This is a genomic window from Achromobacter sp. HZ34 (assembly GCF_002209485.1).
GTDB lineage: Bacteria > Pseudomonadota > Gammaproteobacteria > Burkholderiales > Burkholderiaceae_B > Bordetella_C.
In genome coordinates, this window is record NZ_NJIX01000003.1 from 677988 (window position 1) to 696261 (window position 18274).

General features: G+C 65.2%; 13 protein-coding genes and 1 tRNA gene. 4 read left to right on the top strand and 10 right to left on the bottom strand.

Going from position 1 to position 18274, the window contains the following annotated elements; translation table 11 throughout:
* Complete coding sequence (locus CEY05_RS15130) at positions 1-1224, bottom strand: HlyD family secretion protein (RefSeq protein ID WP_233161530.1); 1224 nt, start codon at positions 1222-1224, stop codon at positions 1-3.
* 397 nt (positions 1225-1621) lie between these two features.
* Here CEY05_RS15130 and CEY05_RS15135 point away from each other — a divergent pair, with 397 nt between their 5' ends.
* From CEY05_RS15135 to trpC, 3 genes are read left to right on the top strand one after another with little or no spacing between them, the layout of a single operon-like run.
* Complete coding sequence (locus CEY05_RS15135; RefSeq protein ID WP_088599114.1) at positions 1622-2191, top strand: aminodeoxychorismate/anthranilate synthase component II; 570 nt, start codon at positions 1622-1624, stop codon at positions 2189-2191.
* A 24-nt stretch (positions 2192-2215) separates the two neighbouring features.
* Entirely contained in the window at positions 2216-3241 is a 1026-nt protein-coding gene (gene trpD / locus CEY05_RS15140) for an anthranilate phosphoribosyltransferase (RefSeq protein ID WP_088599115.1), read from the top strand.
* A gap of 16 nt (positions 3242-3257) precedes the next feature.
* Positions 3258-4046, top strand: coding sequence for an indole-3-glycerol phosphate synthase TrpC (gene trpC, locus CEY05_RS15145; RefSeq protein ID WP_088599116.1), 789 nt, complete (start codon positions 3258-3260; stop codon positions 4044-4046).
* A 12-nt stretch (positions 4047-4058) separates the two neighbouring features.
* Here the strand turns inward: trpC and CEY05_RS15150 are convergent, their stop codons facing one another.
* The gene (locus tag CEY05_RS15150) at positions 4059-4457 is read right to left on the bottom strand and encodes a DUF779 domain-containing protein (RefSeq protein WP_088599117.1); all 399 of its coding nucleotides are present in this window, start codon (positions 4455-4457) and stop codon (positions 4059-4061) included.
* A 193-nt stretch (positions 4458-4650) separates the two neighbouring features.
* Complete coding sequence (gene adh, locus CEY05_RS15155) at positions 4651-6180, bottom strand: aldehyde dehydrogenase (RefSeq protein WP_088599118.1); 1530 nt, start codon at positions 6178-6180, stop codon at positions 4651-4653.
* A gap of 289 nt (positions 6181-6469) precedes the next feature.
* Here adh and CEY05_RS15160 point away from each other — a divergent pair, with 289 nt between their 5' ends.
* Positions 6470-8431 carry a sigma-54-dependent Fis family transcriptional regulator gene (locus CEY05_RS15160; RefSeq protein ID WP_088599119.1) on the top strand — a complete coding sequence of 654 codons (1962 nt, stop codon included), beginning with the start codon at positions 6470-6472 and terminating at the stop codon, positions 8429-8431.
* A 159-nt stretch (positions 8432-8590) separates the two neighbouring features.
* Here CEY05_RS15160 and CEY05_RS15165 read toward each other — a convergent pair.
* From CEY05_RS15165 to fdnG, 7 genes are all read right to left on the bottom strand, one after another.
* Positions 8591-8686: transfer RNA gene (locus CEY05_RS15165), tRNA-Sec, on the bottom strand.
* A gap of 97 nt (positions 8687-8783) precedes the next feature.
* On the bottom strand, positions 8784-10841 hold the full coding sequence (locus CEY05_RS15170) for a SelB C-terminal domain-containing protein (protein WP_233161531.1): 2058 nt from the start codon (positions 10839-10841) through the stop codon (positions 8784-8786).
* A complete protein-coding gene (gene selA, locus CEY05_RS15175; protein WP_088599120.1) occupies positions 10838-12448 on the bottom strand; it encodes an L-seryl-tRNA(Sec) selenium transferase in 1611 nt (536 codons plus the stop codon). The genes CEY05_RS15170 and selA overlap by 4 nt, the downstream gene beginning before the upstream one ends.
* A 3-nt stretch (positions 12449-12451) precedes the next feature.
* Positions 12452-13393 (bottom strand): formate dehydrogenase accessory protein FdhE, encoded by a 942-nt coding sequence (gene fdhE / locus CEY05_RS15180; RefSeq protein WP_088599121.1) that lies wholly within the window; start codon positions 13391-13393, stop codon positions 12452-12454.
* Between the two features lie 75 nt (positions 13394-13468).
* Complete coding sequence (locus CEY05_RS15185) at positions 13469-14176, bottom strand: formate dehydrogenase subunit gamma (RefSeq protein ID WP_088599122.1); 708 nt, start codon at positions 14174-14176, stop codon at positions 13469-13471.
* The gene (fdxH, locus tag CEY05_RS15190) at positions 14169-15071 is read right to left on the bottom strand and encodes a formate dehydrogenase subunit beta (RefSeq protein WP_088599123.1); all 903 of its coding nucleotides are present in this window, start codon (positions 15069-15071) and stop codon (positions 14169-14171) included. The genes CEY05_RS15185 and fdxH overlap by 8 nt, the downstream gene beginning before the upstream one ends.
* A gap of 13 nt (positions 15072-15084) precedes the next feature.
* Positions 15085-18153, bottom strand: coding sequence for a formate dehydrogenase-N subunit alpha (fdnG, locus tag CEY05_RS15195; RefSeq protein WP_143220450.1), 3069 nt, complete (start codon positions 18151-18153; stop codon positions 15085-15087).
* Between the last annotated feature and the right edge of the window lie 121 nt (positions 18154-18274).

Genomic DNA, 18274 nt, shown 5'->3' on the forward strand with positions numbered 1-18274 from the left:
TCAGGGCTTCCTGATATCGACGGTGGCCGTCACCGACAGTCCCGCGCGCAAGGTGCCCAGCGCGGCCATCTGGGAATCCAGCACGATGCGCACGGGCACCCGCTGCACGATCTTGGTGAAGTTGCCGGTCGCATTCTGCGCGGGAATCACGCTGAACACGGCGCCCGTGGCCGGCGCCAGGCTTTGCACATGGCCGGTCACGCTGAGCCCGCTGTCGACGTCGGCGGCGATCCGCACCGCCTGGCCGGGACGCATCTCACGGATCTGGTCTTCCTTGAAATTGGCATCCACCCACAAGCCTTGCGCCGGCACCAGGGACATCAGCTGCGTGCCTGCGGCGACGAAGGTGCCCGGGTGCGCGGAACGGTTGCCCACATAGCCATCGACCGGCGCGGCCAGCGTCGTGTAGCCCACATTCAAGTTGGCGGCACGCAAGCTGGCCTCGGCCTGTTCGACGCGCGCGCGGGCTTCGCCGGTTTGCGCCGCCACCACCGCCGCCTCGTGCTGGCGTGCGCTGACGGCGGCCTGGGCGGCTCGCAGACGCGCGCGGGCCTGGGCCAGCGTCGTCTGCGCCCGTTGCGCATCCTGTTGCGTGCCCGAATGGGTATCGGCGAGATTGGCATAGCGACGGTCGTCGCGTTCGGCCAGGACGATGGCGGCCTGCTCCACCGCGGCTTGAGCCTGCGCCTGGGTGATATCCGCCTGCGCCAGGTCGGCCTGCGCGGCCAGGCGGACCAGGGCGGCCCGAGCCGCATCGGCTTCGGCCCGGGCCTCGTCCAGGCGGGCATGGAAATCGGCGGGGTCCAGTTCCAGCAGCGGCTGGCCGGCGTGGACGAAGGCATTGTCCTGCACCAGGATGCGCGCCACATAGCCCGATACCCGTGGCGATATCACCGTCACATTGCCGCCCACGTAGGCGTCGTCCGTGGACTCGTGGAAGCGGCCTTCCAGCCACCAGTACGCCGCGCCCGCGATAACGGCGACGCCCACCAGCACCAGGATGATCCAAAGAAGGCGCCGCCGTTTGCGCGGAGTCTCGGGGGCGGCCTGGTTGGACGCCCGAGGCGGCGCCTCGGTCGAGGCCTGGGATGGGACCTGGGATGCGGATTCGAGGGCGGCCCCGGGCGCGGCCGGCCCGTCGCCGGCAGCCTTGCTGTTCTGCATGAAATGGCACTCCGTGTTCACGGCAGGGAAGACGCCCTGCCATTGGATGACGATCATCATACTATTTAATATTACGATCATCATCTAATAAATCGCGTGTCGACAGCCTTTGCGGCTTTGCGCTACACTCGACGGCGTTTATTTCGCGATTTTTTCCGGTAATTCGAACCCGTGATGCTCTACGCAACGAACAACACCCAGTGGTGGCGCTTCTCTTAAGAAGCGGCACGTTGTTGCGTTTATGAATCGCACCTTGCCGCCGTACCGGCAGCGAGGTCATGTCCCAGACGGCTCCCCGGCACGGCGGCTCCAAGAACCCAGGAGATTGCCCGATGCTCTACCGTCCTATCCTCCCGACACTCCCCGCCGCCGCCGCCAGGCCGGCCCGCGACGGACGTGTGCGCGCCGCGCAGCCCTCCCTTTCTCCCATTTCGCTCTGACGCTCAAGAGGTTGACTATGTCCCGGCTGCTCATGCTCGACAATTACGACTCCTTCACCTACAACCTCGTGCAGTACTTCGGCGAACTGGGCGAGGACGTCAAGGTGGCGCGCAACGACCAGATCACCCTGGAAGAAATCCACGCCATGAAGCCGGACCGCATCTGCGTGTCGCCCGGCCCCTGCTCGCCGAACGAGGCCGGCATCTCGGTGGCGCTGATCAAGGAATTCGCGGGCAAGCTGCCCATCCTGGGCGTATGCCTGGGCCACCAGGCCATCGGTACCGCCTTCGGTGGCGACATCGTGCGCGCGCCCAACATCATGCACGGCAAGACGGTACGCATCATCCATACGGGCACGGACATCTTCACCAACCTGCCGACGCCCTACACGGTGATTCGCTACAACTCGCTGACCATCGATCCCAAGACCCTGCCGGACTGCCTGCAGGTGACCGCCACCGCCGACGACGGTGACATCATGGGCGTGCGTCATAAAACCCTGCCGATTTACGGAGTACAGTTCCACCCGGAATCGGTATTGAGCGAGCATGGCCATGCGCTCATGCGCAACTTCCTGAATATCTGACGACAAGCCGCAAAGGCGTAGACCATGACCATCTCTCCCTCCGAAGCGCTGACCCGTTGCATCGAGCATCGTGAAATTTTTCACGACGAAATGCTTCACCTGATGCGTATGCTGATGCGCGGCGAACTGTCACCGCAGATCGCCAGCGCGCTGCTGATGGGGCTGCGCGTGAAGAAGGAAACGATAGGCGAGATCACCGCCGCCGCGCAGGTGATGCGTGAGTTCGCGACGCCGGTGCACACGCCCTATCCCGAAGACCTGCTGGACATGTGCGGCACGGGCGGCGACGGCAGCCACACCTTCAACATCTCGACCACGGCCATGTTCGTGGCCGCGGCCGCCGGCGTGAAGATCGCCAAGCATGGCAATCGCAGTGCCTCGTCGTCCTCCGGTAGCGCGGATGTGCTGGAAGCCCTGGGCGCCAACCTGCAATTGACGCCCGAGCAAGTGGCCGAATGCATCGAGGCCACGGGCATAGGTTTCATGTTCGCGCCGGCCCACCATGGCGCCATGAAGAACGTGGCGGCGGTGCGCAAGGAATTGGGCGTGCGAACCATTTTCAATATTCTCGGTCCATTGACCAACCCCGCCGGCGCGGCCAACCAGTTGATGGGCGTGTTCCATCCGGATCTGGTCGGCATCCAGGTGCGCGTGCTGGAGCGGCTGGGTTCGCGCCATGTACTGGTGGTGCATGGCAAGGACGGGATGGACGAAGCCTCGCTGGGCGCTGCCACCTTGATCGGTGAACTGAAGGACGGCGTAATCAGTGAGTACGAAATCCATCCAGAGGACTACGGGCTATCCATGATGTCCAACCGTGGCATCAAGGTGTCCAATCGAGAGGAATCGCGCGACCTGATCGTCGAAGCCCTGTCGGGCACGGCCGGACCGGCGCGCGACATCGTCGCATTGAATGCAGGCCTGGCGATTTACGCCGGCAACGGCGCGCCCTCCATCGACGCGGGTTTGAAACTCGCTTTTGAAACTATTAACAACGGCGCTGCCCGGGACAAGTTGGAACAATTCTGCGCCTACACCCGGAAGGTCTGAACGGGAAATATTTGAAATGAACGACATTCTTGCGAAGATCCTCGCCGTCAAGGCCGAGGAAGTCGCCACCGCGCGCCAACTGCGCAGTGAAGCGGAACTGCTGCGCGAAGCGCAGGCCCGTCAAGACGTGCGCGGTTTCGCGCAAGCCATCGAAGACAAGATCGCCGCCGGCAAGCCCGGCGTCATTGCCGAGATCAAGAAAGCCTCGCCTTCGCGCGGCGTATTGCGTGACAACTTCAACCCCGCCGAGATTGCCGCGACGTATGCGGCGCATGGCGCGGCCTGCTTGTCGGTGCTGACCGACGTGCAGTTCTTCCAGGGTTCGCACGACCATCTGCGCCAGGCGCGCGCGTCATGCCCGCTGCCGGTGCTGCGCAAGGACTTCGTGATCGACAGCTACCAGATCATCAATGCGCGTGCCTTGGGCGCGGACTGCGTGCTGCTGATCGCCGCCGCGTTGACGCCGTCGCAACTGAAGGACATGGAAGCGTGCGCGATGGACCTGGGCATGGACGTGCTGGTGGAAGTGCACGACGCGCAGGAACTGGAGGTGGCCCTGGGCATGCGCACGTCGCTGCTGGGCATCAACAATCGCAACCTGCGCACGTTCGAGACTTCCTTGAACAACACGCTCGATCTGCTGCCGCGCATTCCCGCCGGCCGCCGCGTCGTGACGGAAAGCGGCATCCTCAAGCCGGAGGATGTGCAACTGATGCGTTCCAAGGGCGTCGATGCCTTCCTGGTGGGCGAAGCCTTCATGCGCGCGCCGGATCCTGGCGCGGAACTGGCGCGCCTGATCGCCTGATCGCCTGGTCGTTCATTGCGCCGGTGGCATGGCGCAGATGGACGAGCGGGTCAGGAAGCGTTTCTCGCGGCCGTTGTCGAGCGAGAACATGCCGCCACGGCCGGGGACGACGTCGATGATCAGGTCGGTGTGCTTCCACGCTTCATATTGCGCGCCGCCGATGTAGAAGGGCGCGCCGCCGATTTCACCCAGCAGGACATCGTGGTCGGCCAGCAGGAATTCGCCCTGCGGATAACACATGGGCGACGAGCCGTCGCAGCAGCCGCCGGATTGGTGGAACATGATGGGCCCGTATTCCGCGGTCAGTTCCGCGATCAATGCCAACGCGACGGGCGTGGCTGTGACCTTGCCGATGTCTCCTTCGGCGCGCACGGCGGTGTGAGCGTCGCCTGTCGATTGCACAGTGGCCATGATGCCTTGCTCCCTTGTAGCGCTGCCTGCTTGCCGTAAGCGGCAGGGGTCATTGATGCTGGAGTGTCTGGGTATGCCGGCCGGGGGCCGGCCCCGGTATCAGAATGGGGCAACAGATGGGGCGGCCCCACGCCGCCCCGCCCTGCTCCCGCAGCGTCCTGCGCCAGAACAAGCCCGGTTCAGAGAAGCCTGTTTAAAAGAAGCCCAGCTTCTTCGGGCTGTAGCTGACCAGCAGGTTCTTGGTCTGTTGATAATGGTCCAGCATCATCTTGTGCGTTTCGCGCCCGATGCCGGACTGTTTATACCCACCGAACGCCGCATGCGCCGGATAGGCGTGATAGCAGTTGGTCCACACGCGGCCGGCCTGGATGGCGCGGCCCATGCGATAGGCGGTATTGCCGTCGCGCGACCACACGCCCGCGCCCAGGCCGTACAAGGTATCGTTGGCAATCGCCAGCGCATCGTCGGCATCCTTGAAGGTGGTGACGGCCACTACCGGTCCGAAGATTTCCTCCTGGAACACGCGCATGTTGTTCTTGCCTTCGAACACCGTGGGCTGCACGTAATAGCCGTCCTTCAACTCGCCGTTCAACTGCGCGCGGGCGCCACCCGCCAACACCTTGGCGCCTTCCTGCTTGCCGATGTCCAGGTAGGACAGGATCTTCTCCAGCTGCTCGCTGGAAGCCTGTGCGCCTATCATCGTGTCGGCGTCCAGCGGATTGCCCTGCTTGATGGCGGCCACGCGCTTGAGCGCGCGTTCCATGAAGCGGTCGTAGATGGATTCCTGGATCAGCGCGCGGCTGGGGCAGGTGCACACCTCGCCCTGGTTCAGCGCGAACATGACGAAGCCTTCAATGGCCTTGTCGAAGAAATCATCGTCCTGCGACGCGACGTCGGCGAAGAAAATATTGGGTGACTTGCCGCCCAGTTCCAGCGTCACGGGAATCAGGTTCTGCGAGGCGTACTGCATGATCAGCCGCCCGGTGGTGGTTTCACCGGTGAAGGCGATCTTGGCGATGCGCTTGTTGGAGGCCAGGGGCTTGCCCGCTTCCAGGCCGAAACCCGTGACGATGTTGAGCACCCCTGGAGGCAGCACGTCGGCGATCAGTTCGGCCAGCACCAGGATGCCGGTGGGTGTCTGTTCGGCGGGCTTGAGCACCACGCAGTTGCCGGCGGCCAGTGCGGGGGCGACCTTCCAGGCGGCCATCAGGATGGGGAAGTTCCAGGGGATGATCTGGCCGACCACGCCCAGCGGTTCCTTGAAGTGGTAGGCGACAGTATCGGCATCGATTTCCGACAGGCCGCTTTCCTGGGCGCGGATGGCGGCGGCGTAGTAGCGGAAGTGATCCACGGCCAGGGGCAGGTCGGCGGCGCGGGCTTCGCGTATTGGCTTGCCGTTGTCCCAGGTTTCCGCCGTGGCCAGCAGTTCCAGGTTTTCTTCGATGATGTCGGCGATGCGGTTCAGCATGCGGGTGCGTTCGGCGACGGAAGTCTTGCCCCAGGCGGGAGCGGCTTTGTGCGCTGCATCCAGCGCCAGTTCGATGTCGCGCGCGGTCGAACGTGCATTGCGGGATAGCACCTGGCCGGTGACTGGGGTCACATTGTCGAAATACTGCCCCTCGGCGGGCGCCTGCCAACGGCCGCCGATGAAGTTGTCGTATTGCTTCTTGAAGTTGACGGGGGTGCCGTAGGCATCCGGGGCGACGCGGGTAGCGGTATCCATGCTGTCTCCTGTTTTGAATGATGACCCTGGCGACGGGCCTGATTGTGTTGTTGCAATATGCATGCCAATTTGGTCCCAGGCGCTCCGCCCCTCAATGCACTGCCGCGCAGGGATCGGGCCGTCACCGGTGTGGGAACCGGTGTGGGAAAGTTACGCGCGTGGACAAGGCCAAGGACGCGTGCGAAAGTACGCCGTAGCCCGCCGGCCGCTGGCGCGTGCCGGACCGTGCTGTCGCGTTTTGCGACAGAGAACGGCGACAGGTGTCGCAGAACGCCTACCGGAGACCATCATGTCCATACCGTCCCACCAGGCCGCGCTAAGCGCGGCGCGCCGGCTGTTCCGGCAGAAGGGTGTCGTTCCGGAGCATCTGTTGGCCGATCCCATCCTGCGTTCGTGGCGCCGCTGCGCCGAGTCCGGCCAGGACATGCGCGGTGCCCGCCTGCCGGCGTTGCTGACCCAGACCGAGCTGCGCCAGGAACTGGACCGTCACGCTGCCTTGCGCCGCTTGTGCGCACCGGTCATGGCGGACATGAAACAGCGTGCCCGCGCCGCCGGGGGCCTGGTGGTGCTGACCGATGCGGCAGGCCTGGTGCTGGACAGCGGCGGCAGTGCCGACTTCCTGGACCGTGCCAGCCAACTGGCCCTGGCGCCCGGCGCGTCGTGGAGTGAAGCGGCTGCGGGGACCAATGCCATCGGCACCGCGCTGGTCGAGCGCCGCGCCATTGCCGTGCAAGGCGCCGAGCACTATTTCGAGCCGAATCGCGTGCTGACCTGCGCGGCCATGCCCATCCTGGATCCCGCTGGGCGGACGCTGGGCCTGCTGGATTTGACGTGCCACGCGGATGGCCGTTGGCGCGATGCCGGGGACAGTCTGCGGGCTGCCATCGACCAGGTGGAGAGCGCGCTGTTCGAGGATCTGGCGGCGTCCTGCCTGATGCTGCGCCTGCACACGCGGGCGGATGGCCTGGAGCGGGACACGGCGGCCCGGCTGGCCTTTGACGGCGACACACTGGTCGCGGCCAATCGCCACGCCTTGGCGCTGCTTGGCATCGACCGCGCGGGCCTGGGGGTGTTCCGCTATGACGACCTGTTCGCCGGCTCGCCCGGACAAGCTGCCGCCGCCGGGCGCCTGCATCGCCAGGATGGACAGATGCTGCACGCGCGGGTGCGCTGGCCGGATCAGGGCGGGTTCCACAGCGCGCCGGCGCTTGCGGCGGAGCGGCATGATCTGTCGTTGCGCACTGCGGCACCAGCAGCGTCCCTGCCGGTCGCTTCCACGCGCGAGCGGCGCGCGCGGCATCAACGGACGCAGGACGAGCAGCCGGCCGTTCCATCGCAATCGTACTGGTTCGATCCGGCGACGCTGAGCGAACTGGCGCGCACGGTGCGCTTGCTGGATGCCGGCGTCGCCGTATTGCTGCAAGGCGAGACGGGCACAGGCAAGGAAATCTTCGCGCGGCAGATGCATGAGCGCAGTGAACGCGCTGGCGGTCCATTCGTGGCGGTCAATTGCGCCGCGCTGCCGGAAACGCTGATCGAGTCCGAACTATTCGGCTACGAGGATGGCGCCTTCACCGGTGCACGCAGGCAGGGCAGCAAAGGCCTGCTGCGCCAGGCCCAGGGCGGCGTGCTGTTCCTCGATGAGATCGGCGACATGCCCTTGTCCTTGCAGGCACGTCTGCTGCGTGTGCTGCAGGCCCGCGAAGTGACACCGTTAGGCGGCGGCCGCGCGGTACCGGTCGATTTCGCATTGATCTGCGCCACGCATCAGCCGTTGGACATCGGGCATGTAAGCAGCCCGGTACGTAGCGATCTATATTTCCGTATCGCCGAATACACCGTGCGTTTGCCCGCCTTGCGGGAATATGCCGACCGTGGCGCCATCGTGCGCGCGCTGTGGCGCATGCGTTGCGGGGCAGCGAGCGATGGCCCGCGCTTGCCCGCTGAAGTGTTGCGCCTGCTGGCCGACTATGTGTGGCCAGGCAATTTCCGGCAGTTGTCGACGACCCTGCGCACGCTGCATGTATTGGCCGGCGATGAAGACTTGCGGGTCGACATGTTGTCCGCCGACATCCGCGGGGCCTTGCCATCCTTGGTCGAGGAAGCGGCGCCCGGCACGCTGCAAGGCCTGACCGACCTCGCCATCCGCGGTGCGCTGCAGGCCTGCGACGGCAACGTCAGCCAGGCCGCGCGGCGCCTGGGCGTACACCGCAGCACCTTGTACCGCCGTGTAAAAGGCGGTGGGTCGTAAAACGCCGGGCTGGGCACCGTTCGAACGGTAGCCGCTGCATGCTTGCTCCGCGAGTTTTCGCAGTGGTCCGCCTATTATGCGGCCCCGTATGCCGGAAGTTGTGGATCACCAGGGGCCTGGCCCTATTCCTTTCGTGCCCCACGTGATCTGGTGAAGCAGTGGCGGAAGGCAGCAGGAGTCGAACCTACCTGGGAACGGCTGACGCCCCCAACCGGGTTTGAAGCCCGGCCGTGCCACCGGGCACGGATGCCTTCCTTATCTCCACGATCACGCATCGATCGCCAGATGCAATCGTCATCGTGACGACGGGATCATTATCGCTGACGATGCCATTGCCAGCGGGACGATGCCGTCATATTTCCCACTGCGCGTCGGCGCGCGGGATGTGGGTGTCGCGTACGCGGCGAGTGTATCCGACGCGATCGAAGAACTCCAGGATCTGGATGGCACGTTTGCGGCCCAGGCCGGTGGCATCACGAAAGGCCGCGGCCTCGATGCCGCGCGACGGCGACTTCGCAGCGGCGGTAGCGGGAGTCGATGCGGCCCCTGCTTCAACATCCAGGCGCGCCAGCAACTGCACCAACTCGCGCACTCGTTCGCGGTGATAGAAAAGATCCTTCACGACCTGGCTGACTTCACCGCGTCGCATCAGCTTGCGCAGCAAGACGCGCACGCGTTCTTCGGGCTGGTTGTGCTTGCGCGCCAGGTCGCGTACCCAGGGCGGGTCGTAGGCGCCCGCCCGGAGATCGGGCAACAGGCGTTGCGCCAATGCTTCGTCTTCCTCGCTGAGCGCGGCGCTGTGTCCAGGCAGATGCAGCCACGGCCCATTGCGCTGGAGCTCGCCGTCACGCAGCAGGTCGTCGACCAGGGCGTGGAGCAGCCCATCGTCCAGGGTGGGCCATGCCATGCGGCGCAGGCGGCTGATGTCGGCGCCGGGCTCGTCGGGCAGATCGCCATGGAACTTGCGCAGCGCCGCCAGCGCCGCATCGCGCAAAGCATCACGGTGGCGCCGCAGGATGACGATGTCGCCGATACGCAAGGCATCAGCGGGCAGGCGTGATAGCGCACGGCCGGTAAGGCGTTGCAGGTCGGCCGTACGAACGCCCAAGGGGGCTTCGGCCAGGATCGGTTCGAGGCCGCCGTCGGTGAGCATGGCTTCGATGGCGTCGAGCCAGGCCAGGCGCGCGGACGAGCGGCGCTTGCGGTCCGGTGCCTGCGGGTCCAGCACCACGCCGCCGCCTATGGTCCGGGTGGCCTGTGCATTACGCGCGATGAAGCGGTCACCGGCGCTAGCGCAGACGGGCTTGTCGAAGACCAGTTGCACGCGGCCGCGCGTGCCCGGGGCGATGCTGTCCGCCGACAGCGGCACGACATGCGCCAGGCGGCGCGCGGCGCCCCAATGGATATGCAGCGGCGTCCACGCCTTGACCGTGGTATCGGCATCGGCCAGCAAGCGCAGGTCGACATCGATGCGGGTGGACGGCGCCATCGCCCGGTCATCGGCGATCCAGTCGCCACGCTCGATCGCGCGAGTATCGATACCGGCCAGGTTCAAGGCGCAACGCTGGCCGGCCACGCCAACCGTGGCGGCCCGGTTCTGCGCGTGCAGGCTGCGCACACGCACGGGAGTGCCCGCGGGCGCGAGCACGAGCGCCACGGTTTCGTGGTGACCTTCCCGATTTTCCCGCGGATCGTCTTGCTGGCTGCTTCGTTGCTGGCCTTTCAGGCCGTCCTCGATGCCCTCCTGACGCGAGTCGCCGTGCGGCGCTCCACGGCCTGCCACCGCGACATCCAGCCGCCCGCTGAAGACGGTCCCCGTGACGACGGTGCCGTGGCCCGCGAGGGTGAAGACACGGTCCACGGCCAGGCGAAAGAAGCCGTCTTCACGCCGTGCGGGCAAGGCTGCCGCGCCAGCGAACAAGTGTTCGCGCAACGCCACTACGTCGCCGGCGTCCGCGCCCGCCAGCGCGTTCACGGGAAAGACCGGCGCGTCGGCCAGCGCCGTGCCGGCAAGCAGCGACCGCACTTGCTGCGTCACTTCGTCCACGCGCGCGGTGTCGACCCGGTCGATCTTGGTCAATGCCACCGCGCCACGGGACACACCCACGAGCTCCAGGATGGCCAGGTGTTCGCGCGTTTGCGGCATCACGCCGTCGTCGGCGGCGATCACCAGCAAGCCGAAGTCGATACCGCTGGCCCCGGCCACCATGGTGTGCACCAGCTTTTCGTGGCCGGGCACGTCGATGAAACCCAGCACCTGGCCATCCGGCGCCGGCAAATACGCATAGCCCAGTTCGATGGAAATCCCGCGCGCCTTCTCTTCCTTCAGGCGATCCGTGTCCACGCCGGTGAGCGCACGCACCAGCGTGGATTTCCCATGGTCGATATGGCCAGCGGTGCCGATGATCACGACAGACGCACCTTTCCGGCTGCATCCCGTGCCGGCGAAGATCGTGGCGTCGCGGCGCTTGGCGACACCAATGGTCGCGGCGTTGGAGCGGGCATTGCCGGCGCTAAAGCAGCAACCAGCTCCGGCAACTGCGCAACGAAGACCGCTTCGTCGTCAGCCTCCAGGCAACGCAGGTCCAGCCACAGCGCGTTGTCGGTGATGCGGCCGATGACCGGGCGCGGCAGACCGCGCAAGGCCTCTTCCAGCCGGCTCAAGGCGCGGCCATTGCGGGACTTGCCCACGGCGCGTATGACCAGGCCGCAGCTGGGCAGTTGATCCACCGGCAAGGCACCGCTGCCGATCTGGCTGAACATGGGCGCCATGGCAACCTCGTAGCCGGCGCCCACCACGGCCTGCAGCGCGGGTGCCAGGCGCGTGGCCTGTTCCTGCATCACGGCCTGTGGACGCGTCAGCAGGCGCAAGGTCGTCAAGCGTTGCGGCAGCAGTTCCGGCGCGCGATACAGCGCCAGCACCGGCTCCAGCGCGGCCAGCGTCAACTTGCCCACCCGCAGCGCCCGCTTCAAAGGATTCTTCTTGATCTTGCGTATGAGATCCGCGCGGCCGACGATCAAACCCGCCTGGGGACCGCCCAGCAATTTATCGCCGCTGAAGGTCACCAGGTCGGCACCCGCGGCGATGGTCTCGCGCACCGTGTCCTCGCGCGGCAGACCCCATTGCGTCAGGTCGACCAGCGTGCCGCTGCCCAAGTCTACCGCCGCCGGCAGGCCCTTGGCGTGGGCGATACGCGCCACGTCCGCGATACCCACGCTATGGGTGAAGCCGCTGATCGCGTAATTGCTGCAATGGACCTTCATCAGCATGGCGGTCTTCGGGCCGATGGCGTTCTCGTAGTCGGCCGCGTGCGTGCGATTGGTGGTACCGATCTCGACCAGCTTCGCGCCTGCCCGCTTCATGATGTCCGGCACGCGGAACGCGCCGCCGATCTCCACCAGTTCGCCGCGCGACACTACCACTTCCTTGCGCTCGCCCAAGGCGTTGAGCATCAACAGCACCGCGGCCGCGTTGTTGTTGACGACGGTGGCGGCTTCGGCGCCGGTCAGTTCGCGCAGCAGATCGACGATCAGATCGTCGCGATCGCCGCGGCCGCCGCTGGCCAGGTCGAATTCCAGGTTGGCCGGCGTGGTCAGCGCGCGCACCACGGCCTGCACCGCCGCTTCCGGCAACAAGGCACGGCCCAGGTTCGTATGCAGCACGGTGCCGGTCAGATTGAAGACCGCGCGCAGACGCGGCGCGTTCAACGCCGCCAGCCGCGCACCGATGACATCCGCGATTGAATCGGGCCGCAACTGCAACGCGACATGGTGGGTCGATTCGGCCGCCGGATCGCCAAGCGGCTTGGTGCTGTCGACCTCATCAGGATCAGCGGGCGCGGCAAGTGCCGGAACCACGCCCGCACCCGCCGCCAGCACTGCCGGTCGCAATTCATCCAGCCTCGTTCGCAATGCCGCGACCGTGGCGCCGTGTCCATACCGGGACGTCAGCGCCGCCACCGCGGGCGCGGCGAGCAGCCGATCGACGGAAGGAATCCGCAGCGCGCTGTCCGCCATGGCCTACTCCCCCTGCCACAGGAAAGGATTACCGCTAGCCCGCTGATACCCCGCCTCCCCCACCAGCACATCCAGCCCCAAGGTCGCCAGATCGTCCGCGACGGGATCCACGTCGAAGTCCTTTTCCTGCGCGAAAATCTTGCGATAGGTATGGCAGCGGTCGCACGTCTCGGCCCGCGCCGCTTCCTTTTCCGGCGCGCGCCCCTCACCCTGGATGCCCTGGTAGGCAATACCCTTGGTCTCTTCGCAGGTCGTGCACTTCACGCGCACCACATGCCACTGCGTCGAGCACAGCGAGCAGCACAAATAGCGATACCCTTCCTGCTGCCCGCCCACGCGCAACACGCTGGCGACCGGCAGCGATCCGCAGACGGGGCACAGCCCGTAAGGACTGACAACGGGCAATTGCGCCGCGTCAAAGCGGCAGGCCTGGTCGGTGGCATACACCTGCAGCGCGGCCATCAGGAAAGGCGCGGTCGCCACGTCTATCTGTCCGCTGCCGTCACCCACCAAGGCCGCGGCGGCACGGTCCAGCCCTTCGGCATCGTCCTGCACGGACAAGCGCAGATCGCCGCAAATGGCCCGCACCGGCGCGGGCACCCCCGGCGCGGCATCCACACGATCGAGCACCTGCAACAGCAGCGCATGCCACGCCGGATCGTTCGGAATCTCGCCCGTCGCCACGGGCGCCATGCCATGCGCCTGGGCCAGCGCGATCCGCTGCGCATCCACCGCCGGCGTCTCGCACTCGGCCAGGGCGGCATGCTGGGCATCGGCCAGCACGGCGATCAGCCGCAGATAGTCGCCGATGGCACTGTCCTGCGCCAGTTGCCGCAGCCGCGCCGCGCGCAGGCGGAAGACCTCGGCGCGCACCGGCGCGATCAGCCGCGGAATGTGGTTATGGTCGAGGGATTCGATTTCCCCCCGCGGCAGAATACGTTGCACTAAGTACTCCTGACATGAAAAGGCGGCGGATGCCGGCGCGTGCAGCCGGCAAACCCGCCGCCCGCCAGGACCCGCCTACTTGCGCATGCGGCCCGTAGCAACATCACGGAACCAGGCGCGATGGTGCTTCCACGCCCAGCCCCAGGTGACCTTGCCGCGCACCATGGCGCCTATCGAACCCTTTACCCATATGGCCGCATAAATATGCACGATGATCGCGCAGATTATGCCGAAACCGCAAACCGCGTGCAGCACGGACGCGGCCCGGATCACGCCGATGGGGAAATAGAAGCTGAAATACTGGCGCCAGATCACGATGCCGCTGGCCAGCAAACCCAGCATGCACAGGATCAACACATAGAACAGCATCTTCTGGCCGGCGTTGTACTTGCCCACTTCGGGCAGCCGGTCTTCGCGATTGTTCAGCACGTCGCCAATCTGCTTCAGCCACTGGACGTCGCGCTTTTGCATCAGGTTATGCCGCCACATGCGCAGCGCCAGCAATGCGAAACACACGAACATCACCAGCCCGACGAAGGGATGCAGGATGCGCACCCAGGGGCCGCCGCCCAGCACCGCCGACAACCAGAACATGGACGGATGGAACAGCGCCACGCCGGAAGCGGCCAGCAGGACGAAGGTGATGGCGACGATCCAGTGGTTGGTGCGCTCGCCGGCGGTATAGCGCTGGATCCAGCGGACCCCGCCATGCCGCGGGCCAGCCGTATCCCCCTGCAGCAAGGGATCGCGCGGCAAACCCGCCTGGTTAAGGTCTTCAGCCATGGCGCACCTCCTCTTCGGCTCGGCGTTCGTCTTCCTCGTCGGTCTCGTTCGGACCCACGCGCACGTAATGGAAGAAACCCGCCAGCGCGGTCAACGCCATGGCGGCCACGCCCAAGGGCTTGGAGATGCCCTTCCAGAAAGCCACCATGGGACTGATGCGCGGGTTCTCCGGCAGGCCGTGATACAGCGACGGCCGGTCGGCGTGGTGCAGCACGTACATGACATGCGTGCCGCCTACGCCGGGCGGATCGTACAGGCCGGCGTTATCGAAGCCGCGCGACTTCAGGTCCTCGATGCGTTCTTCCGCGTGGTGCTTCATGTCCTCCTTGGTGCCGAACACGATGGCGCCGGTGGGACAGGTCTTGGCGCAGGCAGGCTCCTGGCCCACCGCCACGCGGTCCGAACACAAGGTGCACTTGTACGCCTTGTGGTCCTTCTTCGAAATCCGCGGGACGTTGAAGGGACAGCCGGTCACACAATAGCCGCAGCCGATGCAGTTCTCTTCATGGAAATCGACGATGCCGTTGGTGTACTGGACGATGGCACCCGGCGACGGACAGGCCTTGAGACAGCCCGGGTCCTCGCAGTGCATGCAGCCGTCCTTGCGTATCAGCCACTCCAGGTTGCCCGTGTCGGGATTGTCGAATTCCGAGAAACGCATCACGGTCCACGAATGCTCGGTCAGGTCGGCCGGATTGTCGTAGACACCCACGTTGGTGCCAACCTCGTCGCGCAGGTCGTTCCACTCCATGCACGCGGTCTGGCAGGCCTTGCAGCCGATGCACTTGGAGACATCGATCAGCTTGGCCACGGAGCCGGTGGACGGCTCGCGCACCTGCGGCATGGGCGTGGTGGTGGCGGAGCGCCGCTTGATATCCAGGGATTGCATAGACATATCGATTCTCCCCTCAGGCCTTTTCCACGTTCACCAGGAAGGACTTGAATTCCGGTGTCTGCGAATTGCCGTCGCCCACGAAAGGCGTCAGCGTGTTGGCGATATAGCCGGGTTTGGCCAGTCCCACGAAGCCCCAGTGGATGGGAATGCCGACGTGATGCACCTTCTTTCCTTCGATCATCAGCGGCTTGATGCGCTTGGTGACCAGCGCCACGGCCTTCATATAGCCGCGGTTGGATGACACCTTGACCATGCTGCCGTTGGCGATCCCCAGTTCCTGCGCCATCACCTCGCCGATTTCCACGAACTGCTGCGGCTGCACGATGGCATTCAACAGCACATTCTTGGTCCAGTAATGGAAGTGCTCGGTCAAGCGGTAGGTGGTCGCCGCATGCGGGAAGCGGTCGGCCTTGCCCATCTGCGCCAGGTCGTCCTTGAAGATGCGCGCCGCCGGGTTGTTGGTCACTTCCGGCCGGGTGGGGTTGAGCGGATTGAAGCCGATCGGCGTTTCGAACGGTTCGTAATGCTCGGGGAAGGGCCCTTCCGCCATGCCGGCGCGCGCGAAGAAGCGCGCCACCCCTTCGGGATTCATGATGAAGGGCCCCATGCCGCCGGCCGGATCCTCGTCCACCTTGAAGTCCGGCACGTCGGCACCGCCCCAGGTCTTGCCGTTCCAGCTGATCAGCTTGCGATCGGGATTGAAGGGCTTGCCCTCCACGTCGCAGGACGCGCGGTTGTACAGCACGCGGCGGTTGGCCGGCCACGCCCAGGCCCAGTTCAGGGTCTGGCCGATGCCGGTCGGATCGCTGTTGTCGCGGCGCGCCATCTGGTTGCCCGCTTGCGTCCAGGCGCCGGCGAAGATCCAGCAGCCGCTCAGCGTGGTGCCGTCGTCACGCAACTCCGCGAAGCCGGACAACTGTTCGCCGCCCTTGCGCAAGACCTTGGTGGGGTCCTTGGGGTCGACCAGGTCGACGATGGCGCGGCCCGAGTATTCCTTGGCCAGTTCTTCCGCCGTGGGACTGAGCGGGTTGGAATACGGCCAGTCCAGGTTGACGATGGGGTCCGGATACGCGCCGCCCTCTTCTTTGTACATCTTGCGCAGCCGCCCGAACAAGGCGGACATGATCTCGATGTCGCTACGCGCTTCGCCCGGTGGCTCGGCGCCCTTCCAGTGCCATTGCAGCCAGCGGCCCGAGTTGACCAGGGCGCCTTCTTCCTCCGCGAAGCAGGTGGTCGGCAAGCGGAAGACCTCGGTCTGGATGGACGCGGTGTCGACGTTGTTGAGCTCGCCCATATTGCGCCAGAACTCCGCGGTCTCGGTGTTCAGCGGATCCATGATGACCAGGAACTTGAGCTTGGCCAGCGCCCCGTTCAGCTTGTTCTTGTTGGGCGCGGCCGCCAGCGGGTTGAAGCCCTGGCAGATGTAGCCATTGACCTTGCCCTCGTTCATCAACTCGAACACCTGCAGCATGTCGTAGCTGCGGTCCAGCTTGGGCAGGTAGTCGTAGGCCCAGTTGTTTTCCGCGGTGGCCGCCTTGCCCCACCAGGCCTTCATCAGGCTGACGTGGAACTTCTTGTAGTTTTGCCAGTAGCTGAGCTGGTTGGGACGCAAAGGCTTGGTGGCGCGCGTCGCGATGTACTTGTCGAAGTCCTGCTCCGGCTCGTTGGGCAGCGTCATATAACCGGGCAGCAGATTGGTCATCAAGCCCAGATCGGTCAAGCCCTGGATATTGGAGTGCCCGCGCAAGGCATTCATGCCCCCGCCCGAGATGCCGATATTGCCCAGCAGCAGCTGCACCATGGCGCCGGTGCGGATGATCTGCGAACCGATGGAGTGCTGCGTCCAGCCCAAGGCATACAGGATGGTCGCCGCGCGGCCGGCCTCGGCCGTGCTGGCGAGCATCTCGCACACCTTGAGGAACTTGTCCTTGGGCGTGCCGCAGGCGCGTTCCACCATTTCCGGCGTATAGCGGGAATAGTGCTTCTTCATCAACTGATAGACGCTGCGGGGATGCTGCAGCGTCGGGTCGGTCTTGACGAAGCCGTCCTCGCCCTTCTCGTAGTCCCACGACGTCTTGTCATAGGTGCGTTTGTCCGCGTTGTAGCCCGAATACAGGCCGGCATCGAAGGCAAAGTCCTCGCGCACCAGATAAGGGAAGTCCGTGTAATTGCGCACGTACTCGTGGTGGATCTTGTCGTTGGTGAGCAGATAGTTGATCACCCCGCCCAGGAAAACAATGTCGCTGCCGGTACGTATGGGCGCGTAGAAGTCCGCCACGGATGCCGAGCGCGTAAAGCGCGGATCCACGACGATCAGCTTGGCCTTGTTATGGGCCTTGGCTTCAGTAACCCATTTGAACCCGCAAGGGTGGGCCTCGGCGGCATTGCCACCCATGACCAGTACTACATCGGCGTTCTTGATGTCGACCCAATGGTTCGTCATCGCTCCACGGCCAAACGTCGGGGCAAGACCTGCCACCGTCGGGCCGTGTCAGACACGAGCCTGGTTGTCGAATCCCAGCATGCCGGTACTGCGTATCACCTTGTGCGTGATGTAGCCCACTTCGTTGCTGGACGCCGACGCGGCCAGCATGCCGGTGGTCAGCCAACGATTGACGGTCTTGCCATCCGCGGTCTTGGCGACGAAGTTGGCGTCGCGGTCCTGCTTCAGCAATTTGCTGATGCGCGTCAGGGCATCGTCCCAGGACATGCGCTGCCACTTGTCGGAGCCAGGCGCGCGATATTCCGGGTACTTGAGGCGGTTGGGGCTATGGACGAAGTCGATCAGACTTGCGCCCTTCGGACAGAGCGTGCCCCGATTGACGGGGTGGTCCGGGTCGCCCTCGATGTGGATGATGCTGGCGGCGGCATTCTTGGCGCCGTCGCCAAGACCGTACATCAGGATCCCACAGGCGACCGAACAGTACGGACAGGTGTTGCGGGTTTCGGTCATCCGGGCGAGCTTATAGGCGCGGACTTCAGCCAGGGCGGGCGTGGGGGAAACCCCCAACACGGCCAGGCTGGATCCCGCCAGGGTCGCGCCGGTCACCTTGAAGAATTGGCGCCGGTTCATGTTAACCATGGAACGTTACTCCTTGGACTCTGACTCTAACCGGGGCCATAAGGGATCGCCTCAAGCGCGCCGGACCGGAATGTTTGCTTCATTCCGCGTGGTCATACGGGTCTAAGTATAGGAGGGAAAG

Bases quoted from the DNA above. Each gene is read 5' to 3' on its own strand.
- trpC (WP_088599116.1), top strand. From the start codon at position 3,258: ATGAACGACATTCTTGCGAAGATCCTCGCCGTCAAGGCCGAGGAAGTC.
- CEY05_RS15130 (WP_233161530.1), bottom strand. From the start codon at position 1,224: ATGATGATCGTCATCCAATGGCAGGGCGTCTTCCCTGCCGTGAACACG.
- selA (WP_088599120.1), bottom strand. From the start codon at position 12,448: ATGGCGGACAGCGCGCTGCGGATTCCTTCCGTCGATCGGCTGCTCGCC.
- fdxH (WP_088599123.1), bottom strand. From the start codon at position 15,071: ATGTCTATGCAATCCCTGGATATCAAGCGGCGCTCCGCCACCACCACG.
- adh (WP_088599118.1), bottom strand. From the start codon at position 6,180: ATGGATACCGCTACCCGCGTCGCCCCGGATGCCTACGGCACCCCCGTC.
- CEY05_RS15135 (WP_088599114.1), top strand. From the start codon at position 1,622: ATGTCCCGGCTGCTCATGCTCGACAATTACGACTCCTTCACCTACAAC.
- CEY05_RS15185 (WP_088599122.1), bottom strand. From the start codon at position 14,176: ATGGCTGAAGACCTTAACCAGGCGGGTTTGCCGCGCGATCCCTTGCTG.
- trpD (WP_088599115.1), top strand. From the start codon at position 2,216: ATGACCATCTCTCCCTCCGAAGCGCTGACCCGTTGCATCGAGCATCGT.
- CEY05_RS15160 (WP_088599119.1), top strand. From the start codon at position 6,470: ATGTCCATACCGTCCCACCAGGCCGCGCTAAGCGCGGCGCGCCGGCTG.
- CEY05_RS15150 (WP_088599117.1), bottom strand. From the start codon at position 4,457: ATGGCCACTGTGCAATCGACAGGCGACGCTCACACCGCCGTGCGCGCC.